At 74.5% G+C, this 7931-nt stretch carries 6 protein-coding genes; 3 read left to right on the top strand and 3 right to left on the bottom strand.

All coding sequences use genetic code 11. The features are described from left to right. The 3 genes from ABD308_RS10930 to ABD308_RS10920 all read right to left on the bottom strand — a co-directional run. Positions 1 to 944 (bottom strand): DUF4350 domain-containing protein (locus ABD308_RS10930; RefSeq protein ID WP_344331664.1); only part of this gene is annotated, 944 nt, incomplete at its 3' end. Further along, complete coding sequence (locus ABD308_RS10925) at positions 941 to 1612, bottom strand: DUF4129 domain-containing protein (RefSeq protein ID WP_344331660.1); 672 nt, start codon at positions 1610 to 1612, stop codon at positions 941 to 943. The genes ABD308_RS10930 and ABD308_RS10925, both read right to left, overlap by 4 nt. Positions 1613 to 1617: 5 nt before the next feature. Further along, positions 1618 to 2838: a DUF7847 domain-containing protein gene (locus ABD308_RS10920; protein ID WP_344331653.1), complete on the bottom strand. Its 1221-nt coding sequence runs from the start codon at positions 2836 to 2838 to the stop codon at positions 1618 to 1620. A gap of 286 nt (positions 2839 to 3124) precedes the next feature. On the opposite strand from ABD308_RS10920, the gene mtrA reads away from it, so the two are divergent. From mtrA to ABD308_RS10905, 3 genes are read left to right on the top strand one after another with little or no spacing between them, the layout of a single operon-like run. Then, positions 3125 to 3802 (top strand): MtrAB system response regulator MtrA, encoded by a 678-nt coding sequence (mtrA, locus tag ABD308_RS10915; protein WP_030061806.1) that lies wholly within the window; start codon positions 3125 to 3127, stop codon positions 3800 to 3802. Between the two features lies 1 nt (position 3803). Further along, positions 3804 to 5945 carry an MtrAB system histidine kinase MtrB gene (gene mtrB, locus ABD308_RS10910; protein ID WP_425554739.1) on the top strand — a complete coding sequence of 714 codons (2142 nt, stop codon included), beginning with the start codon at positions 3804 to 3806 and terminating at the stop codon, positions 5943 to 5945. Beyond that, positions 5920 to 7815: an LpqB family beta-propeller domain-containing protein gene (locus ABD308_RS10905; protein ID WP_344331644.1), complete on the top strand. Its 1896-nt coding sequence runs from the start codon at positions 5920 to 5922 to the stop codon at positions 7813 to 7815. The genes mtrB and ABD308_RS10905 overlap by 26 nt, the downstream gene beginning before the upstream one ends. Positions 7816 to 7931: the final 116 nt, after the last annotated feature.

The following is a 7931-nucleotide window of genomic DNA, read 5'->3' as shown; positions in this document are numbered from 1 at the left end:
GTGGTCTCGGAGGCGCGGACCACCACAGGCAGGTTCTCGCTGACGACCGGGCCGAGCCGGCGGGCGCGCCAGAGCGCGGCCAGCGCGACGGCGACGGCGAGCTGGTAGCCGGCCCAGGTCCAGCCCTCGGGGATGTAGTCCCGGAAGCTCTTCCGCCCGCCCTCGGCGACCGGGGCGGTGTAGTCGGGCAGGTGCCAGGTGATGTGCGGCCGGGCGCCGAGCAGACCGAGGCCGAGGGCGGCGTTGCCGTCCTTCTTGAGCAGCTCGTTGGTGAGGAACTCGCCGCTGCCGAGGACCACCACGTCGGTGGCGCGGCCGGTCGGGACGGCGACCAGGGGGTAGCCGTGGCCGCGCGGGTAGCAGCCCTCGCCGCGGCTGCCGGCGGTGTAGAGCAGGCCGCCGAGGTGGGCGCTGCCGGCCCGGACGGCCTCCGGCAGCGAGCAGGCGGGGTCGGTGCTGTGGACGCGGGCGTAGGGGATGCCGCCGTTCTCGTCGGACATCCGGACGCCGGGGGCGAGCGCGGTGAGGGCGGCGGGGCCGGGGGAGACCAGGATCAGCCGGGCGTGCCGGGCGGCGGCGATGGCGGCCAGCTGTTCGGGGGTGAGCAGGTCGGGTTCGGGCAGGACGAGGGTGTCGGGGCCGGAGGGGCGGCCGGTGGGGTCGGCGGTGAGGTCGACCCGGAGGCCCTCGCGTTCGAGCAGGGCGGTCACGGCGTGGGCGCCGGTGGCCTCGTAGGAGCGCGGGTCCAGGGGCGGGTAGCGGCGTTCGTCGTTGGCGGCGGCCAGCACGATGGCGGCGAGCAGGGCGAGGACGAGGCTGAGCAGGTACCAGCGGGCGCGCCGCCACAGGCCGCGGCCGGTGGGGGCGAGGCTGGTCTCCGCCCGGGCGGGCGCGGGCGTCGGCGGGTGCGGCGCCGTCGGCGGGGCGGGGGTGGCGCTGGTCATGCGGCTCCTCCGGCGGCCGGGACGAGGACCGGGCGGGCGCGTTCGAGGGTCCGGTCGAGGTCGCGCAGCAGCTGGTAGGCGGCCTGGTCGGCGGTGCGCTCGCCGTAGACGACGTCGTCGAAGACACGGGCGGCGGTGAGCAGCGCGGCGGCGTGCTCGGGCAGCGCGCGGCCGGCCTCGACGGCGGCCTCGTCGGCGGTGCGGCCGGGGCGGGGGTCGAGCAGGGTGCGTTCCTCCAGGCCGCGGACCAGGGCGCGCAGCTGTTCGCGGACGGCCTCGGCCCACTGGCCGGCGGCGGCGTGCCGTTCGGCGTCGGCCCGGTGCTGGGCGGCGCTGCGCGGGCCGGTGCCGCCGAAGACCCCGAGGTCGGTGCGGGCGGTCCGGCGGGGCGCGCCGAGGCGCCACCAGAGGGCGGCGCCGATCAGCAGGGCGACCACCAGGAAGAGGATCAGGCCGGTGGTTCCGCTGGTGCCGCCGCCGGCGAGCGCGCCGAGCGCGTCGTCGATCCGCTCCATGATCCAGTTGACGACGCGCTCCTGGATGCTCGGGTCGTGGCGGTGGTAGTCGGCCTTGACCAGCTCGTCGCGGGCCGCGTCACGGGCCGCGTCGCGCGGTGTGGTGACCGGGGCCCCGCCCGCCCGTACGACGATCTCCCCCCAGGTCGGCATCGGGCTCAGAGCCTTGCCGGGGCCGGGCCGGCCTGGCCGTCCCAGCCGGTGCCGCCCTGCTCGGGCAGGCCGGCGGCGCGGGCGAGCTCGATGTCGAGGGCCTCGCGGCGGATCCGCTGGTCCACGTAGAGCAGTACGCCGATGGTGGCGGTGAAGGGGAGCGTGATGGTGGAGGAGAGGATGCCGCCGATGGCGACGGCGACCAGCATGGCGGGGGGCATGGTGGCGGCGTCGCCGGAGTCGATCCGGCTGGTGAGGTCGCCCCAGCCGAGCACCATCCCGGCGACCGTGAACGGGGTGCTGATCACGCTGGAGACGATCCAGGCCATCACCGTGCTGAGCAGGGTGATGCCGAAGATCCGCCACCAGGAGCGGCGGACCAGCCGGCGGGAGCGGGAGAGGGCGGCGATGACGCCCTGCTTCTCCAGCATGAGCGCGGGCGCGGCCAGGCTGAGCTGGATCCCCAGCCAGCAGATGACCGGGAGGCTGAGCAGGCCGACGACGGCGAGCAGGGCGGTGATCGCCGGCTCCTCCGCCCCGGCCAGCGCGTAGCCGATCAGCGGGGCGCAGGCCAGCAGGGCGATGCCGCCGAGGATCAGGCCGTTCAGCAGGGTGAGGCCGACGAGCTGGAGCAGCCGGGGCCGGGCGTCGCGCCAGGCCTCCCGGAGGGTGACGGACTGCCCGAGGATGGCGCGGCTGACCACCATGGTCAGCAGGGCCGAGGCGATCACGCCGAGCAGCCAGGCGAGCGGCAGGCTGACCAGGGAGGTGAGCACCGGGGTGAGCTCGCCGGTGTCGCCCTGGATGGCGAGCTGGGCGCCGAGCGCGACGCCCTGCTGGACCACGGCGACACCGAGCGAGAGGCCGAGGGCGACCCGCCAGTGCTTGCGGACGGTGGAGACGGCGCCGTCGAGGATCTCGCCGAGGCCGAGCGGGCGCAGCGGGATGACGCCGGGCTTGGGGCTGGGCGGCGCTCCCCAGCCGTACTGCCGGCCGCCGTACTGGCCGCCGGGCGGCGGCCCGAACGGGGGCTGCTGTCCGTACGGCGGCTGCTGCTGGCCGTACGGGGGCTGCGGCGCGCCGGGGGCGGTGCCCCAGGCGGTCGGGGCGTCGTGGGGTGGTGCCGACTGGCCGGGCACGGCGGCGGGTGCGTCGGCCGGGGGCCGGGAACCGTCGCGGGGCGGCTCGGGCGAGCCGGGCGAGGCCCAGCCCGGGGTGTCGGTCATCACTGCTCCTCGGAGGGCGTCAGGGTTCGCGGCGCCGGGTGGATCTTCACGCGGGCGTAGCGCCCATCGTGCCATGGTGGTGGGACGCGCCCCAGGGGGATCCGGTTGTTGAACGGCAACGGCCGCTCGGTGGACGGCCGGTGGGGGTTCCCGGGGTCTTCCGGGGTGGATGGGGGCGGGTCTTTCGCCCGGTATGGCCGGAATTCGCCGGGTCGCCAGTTGGCCGTTCTGGAGCAAAGGGACTGCTGTGCGGCAGGTCACAATCCGGTAATGAGAGGATGGAGCCATGAAGGGACGCGTCCTCGTCGTTGATGACGACTCCGCACTGGCCGAGATGCTCGGCATCGTGCTGCGTGGTGAGGGTTTTGAGCCGTTTTTCGTCGCCGATGGGGACAAGGCGCTAGCCGCGTTCCGGGAGACCAAGCCTGACCTGGTCCTGCTCGACCTCATGCTGCCCGGTCGCGACGGCATCGACGTCTGCCGGCAGATCCGGGCGGAGTCCGGGATCCCGATCGTCATGCTGACCGCCAAGACCGACACGGTGGACGTCGTGGTCGGTCTGGAGTCGGGCGCCGACGACTACGTCACCAAGCCGTTCAAGCCCAAGGAACTGGTGGCCCGGGTGCGTGCCCGGCTGCGCCGCGCCGAGGAGCCGACTCCGGAGCAGCTGACCATCGGCGATCTGGTGATCGACGTGGCCGGCCACTCGGTGAAGCGGGACGGGCGGGGCATCCCGCTGACCCCGCTGGAGTTCGACCTGCTGGTCGCGCTGGCCCGCAAGCCCTGGCAGGTGTTCACCCGCGAGGTGCTGCTGGAGCAGGTCTGGGGCTACCGGCACGCGGCGGACACCCGGTTGGTGAACGTCCATGTGCAGCGTCTGCGCTCCAAGATCGAGAAGGACCCGGAGCGTCCCGAGATCGTGGTGACCGTCCGCGGCGTCGGCTACAAGGCCGGGCCCAGCTGACGTGAGCGAGCAGTCCGACGAGACCCCGGCGGGTGCCGCGACCGACGGGGGCGGCGGCGCCGTGCGCGGGGACGTGCTGAGTTCGACCGTGCGCAGCCGCCGCCGCCGGCGCGGGCCGGTGGCGCTGTTCGCGCTGGTGAGCCGTCAGCTGCGCCGTCCCGTGCACCGGGTGGCGGCGCTGTACCGGCGCTCGATCCAGCTGCGGGTGGTGGCGGCGACGCTGCTGCTGTCGGTGCTGGTGGTGCTGGTGCTGGGTGTCGTCGTGGTGGCGCAGGTGCGCACCGGGCTGCTGGACACCAAGCGGGCCGCGGCCCGCGACCAGGCGATCGCGGGTTTCCAGACCGAGCTCAAGAAGATCGACGAGGCGAAGGACCTGCGGGTGCGGGTCGGCGCGGGCGCCGACCCGGCCACCGAGGAGCCCGGCACCTGGCTGCTGCGGCAGGTCGGTGAGCTGGCGGCCAGCGGGCAGAACGTCTTCTCGGTGATCGCGATGCTGCCGGGCACCGGCCAGACGGTGCAGCCGGACCGGCTCAGCCTCGGCCCGCGCTACTCGGGCGACATCTCGCCGGACAGCATCCCGGACGCGCTGAAGACGCGGGTGGCGCAGGAGGCCGGCCAGACGTTCAGCCAGCCCACCCGGATCCAGCGCTCGGACAGCGCGAAGACCGAGCCCGGCCTGGTCTTCGGCCAGCAGTTCGCCGGCCCGGACGGCACCAGCTACCAGCTGTACTACGTCTTCTCCTTCGGGCAGGAGACCAAGACCCTCAACCTGATCACCGGCACCCTGGCGACCGCCGGCGTGTTCGTGGTGATCATGATGGGCGGCATCGCCTGGCTGGTGGTGCGCCAGGTGGTGACCCCGGTCCGGATGGCCGCCGGGATCTCGGAGCGGCTGGCCGCCGGGCACCTTGAGGAGCGGATGAAGGTCACCGGCACGGACGACATCGCCCGGCTCGGCGAATCGTTCAACCGGATGGCCAACGCGCTGCAGGCGCAGATCCGCCAGCTGGAGGAGCTGTCCCGGGTGCAGCGGCGCTTCGTCTCGGACGTCTCGCACGAGCTGCGCACCCCGCTGACCACCGTCCGGATGGCCGCCGACCTCATCTACGACAGCCGCGAGGACCTGGACCCGATGGCGGCCCGGTCGGCCGAGCTGCTCCAGGGGCAGCTGGACCGCTTCGAGTCGCTGCTCGCCGACCTGCTGGAGATCAGCCGCTTCGACGCGGGCGCGGCCGTCCTGGACGCCGAGCCGGTGGACCTGCGCGACATCGTCGGCCGGGTGGTCGAGGCCGCCGACCCGCTGGCCCAGGCCAAGGGCAGCGCGGTGGTGATCCGCGGCGACGGCGAGCCGGTGGTGGCCGAGGTCGACTCCCGGCGGATCGAGCGCATCCTGCGCAACCTGGTGGTCAACGCGCTGGAGCACGGCGAGGGCCGGGACGTCGTGGTCCGGCTCGGCTCGCAGGACGGCGCGGTCGCGGTCGGCGTGCGCGACTACGGCATCGGCCTCAAGCCGGGCGAGGCGTCCCGGGTGTTCCACCGGTTCTGGCGGGCCGACCCGTCGCGGGTGCGGACCACCGGCGGCACCGGCCTCGGCCTGTCCATCGCCGTCGAGGACGCGCACCTGCACGGCGGCTGGCTCCAGGCCTGGGGCGAGCCGGGCGGCGGCTCGCACTTCCGGCTCACCCTGCCGCGCACCCGCGGCGGCGAGATCAGCCGGGCGCCGTTCCGGCTGGAGCCGGAGGACTCGCGCAACAACCGGGGTCTCGGCACCTACGGGACGCCGTACCGGCGGGCGATCCGTCCGGGTGGCTCGACCGCGCTGACCGCGGCGGAGGAGACGGCCGTCCCGGAGACCCCGGAGGCTTCCGGCGGCGGGTTCGGCAGCGGGCTCGGCGGCGTGCTGAGCATCGGCCCGGGCCTCGGCCGGCGGCTGTCGGACGGCCCGCGTTCCGACCCGTCGGACGTGCGGACGGCGGGTGCCGGGTACGGTGCGACCGGCGCGCAGGTCATGGTGGACACGGCGCCGGGCCGGCCGTCGGTGGCGCAGCGGACCGTGGGGCCGGACGAGCACACCGGGGTGGACGGCACGGGTGGAACGGACACGGAGGGGTCGCACGGTGCGAAGGACCAGCGGCAGGACTGAGCCGCGGCTGGCCGGGGTGGTCGGTGCCCTGCTGGGCAGCCTGCTGGCCGGTGGCTGCGCGGCGATGCCGGATTCCGGGGGCGTCACCAGGATCGAGCTGTCCAAGAGCTCGGCGGAGAAGAACCTGCAGGTCAGGGTCTTCCCGGTGGAACCCGCGAAGGGAGCCGGGCCGCGGGAGCTGCTGGCGGGGTTCCTCGACGCGCTGACCGCGGACGACGACTACGGCACCGCCCGCAAGTACCTGACGCCGGCCGCCGCGGCGCGCTGGAACGCGGAGGCGGGCGTCATGGTGCTCGGCGGCCGGCCGACCCAGCCCGACGTGTCCGTGGCCCCCTCGGACACCCAGATCTCCATCCCGCTCACCGGGCAGCTGGTCGCCCAGGTGGACGAGCGGCACTCGTACCGGATCGAGCAGCCGCGCGAGATCCAGCGCGACTTCTCCTTCGTGCGGGTCGCCGAAGAGTGGCGGATCGACCAGCTGCCCGACGGGCTGATCCTCAACGAGGTCAACTTCCGCAACAGCTACCGCCAGGTCGACCGGTTCTTCTACGCGGCCCCGGACCCGTCCGCGCCGACCGCCGACGCGGCGACCAGCCACGACGTGCTGATCGCCGACCCGATCTACCTGCGGCGCCGAATAGACCCGCTGGGCTCGGCCGCCAACGCGGTGGTCGCCGGGCCGTCGAAGTGGCTCGCCCCGGTGGCCCGCTCCGCCTTCCCGGAGGGGACGAAGGTGGACACGGTGACCATGGACGACAACCGCACCGGACACGTGACGGTCCTCGGGGCCGACCTGGGCAGCGCCACCGCGTGCCGGCGGATGGCCACCCAGTTGCTCTACACCCTCGCCGACCAGGGGACCGGGCAGGTGGACCGGCTGGAGCTCAAGGGGGCGCCCGGCGGCCTCAGCTGCATGGCCACCCGCGTCGACGAGCCCGCGACCGGGCCCGGCTCGCTGGCCGGGCAGATGGCCGCCCGGCAGTTCTACCAGCGGGGCGACGACGGCGTCCTGTACGAGACGCGCGGCGGCGACGACGACGGCGATCCGGTGCACGGGCCGCTGGGCCGCGCGCAGCAGTCCGGCCGGCGGTTGGGGACGATCGCGGTGGCCCGGGACGGCGAGCGCGCCGCGGCGATCAGCGGGGACGGCCACCAGCTCTACACCGTGCCGTTCCTGGAGAACCTGGGGGCGATGCCGCAGCCGGTGCTGACCACTCCGTCCCGCCCGGGGACGAAGGCGGAGGACGGACTGGCCTCGCCGACCTGGGACGGGCGCGGCGACCTCTACGTGGTGGACCGCGACCCGCAGGGCTCCAGGGTGCTGCTGGTGCGGGAGAAGAAGGTCGTCGAGGTCCCGGTGGAGCGGCTGGCCGGCAGGGTGGTGCAGAGCGTCAAGGTGTCCTCGGACGGGGTCCGGGTCGCCATGCTGCTCAAGGAGACCAAGGACAGCAAGGAGTCCAAGCTCTACCTGGGGCTGATCGTCCACGAGGGCACCAAGGACGCCCCGACCGCGAGGATCACCGGCCTGCAGCTGGCCAACCCGGTCTTCGAGGACGTGGTCTCGGTCTCCTGGGCGGAGGCGGACCAGCTGCTGGTGCTGGGCAAGGAGAAGGACAAGCTGCAGCAGCTGCACTACGTCAGCACGGACGGGTCCGCGAACCCCGACGCGCGGCTGCAGGGCGGCGGCGAGATGATCACGGTCGCCGCGTCGGAGTCCCGGGTGAACGGCGGCGGGAGCGGCGGTACGCCGCTGGTGCCGCCGGTGCTGGCGCTGCAGGGGGTGCTGGGCAGGCCGTACCGGCTGGTCAACAACCAGTGGCGGGAGCAGACGCTGCCGTACCAGGTCTCCTCGTTCATCTACCCGGGCTGATCCGCCCCGGGCCGCGCCGCCCCGGTCGACCCCGGATGGCCCCGGCTGATCCACCCCGGGCGGGCGGGCACAGGGTGCCGGTCCCCGCCGGCCGCCGCGACGGTGCCGGCCAGCGC

Source organism: Kitasatospora putterlickiae, from assembly GCF_039527695.1.
In the GTDB taxonomy this organism is placed as follows: Bacteria; Actinomycetota; Actinomycetes; order Streptomycetales; family Streptomycetaceae; genus Kitasatospora; species Kitasatospora putterlickiae.
The sequence above is the reverse complement of the archived record's forward strand: the minus strand, read 5'-3'. Positions and strand labels throughout refer to the sequence as shown.

Excerpts from the sequence above, each read along its gene's own strand:
- ABD308_RS10925 (WP_344331660.1), bottom strand. The coding sequence starts at position 1,612 with ATGCCGACCTGGGGGGAGATCGTCGTACGGGCGGGCGGGGCCCCGGTC.
- ABD308_RS10920 (WP_344331653.1), bottom strand. The coding sequence starts at position 2,838 with ATGACCGACACCCCGGGCTGGGCCTCGCCCGGCTCGCCCGAGCCGCCC.
- mtrA (WP_030061806.1), top strand. The coding sequence starts at position 3,125 with ATGAAGGGACGCGTCCTCGTCGTTGATGACGACTCCGCACTGGCCGAG.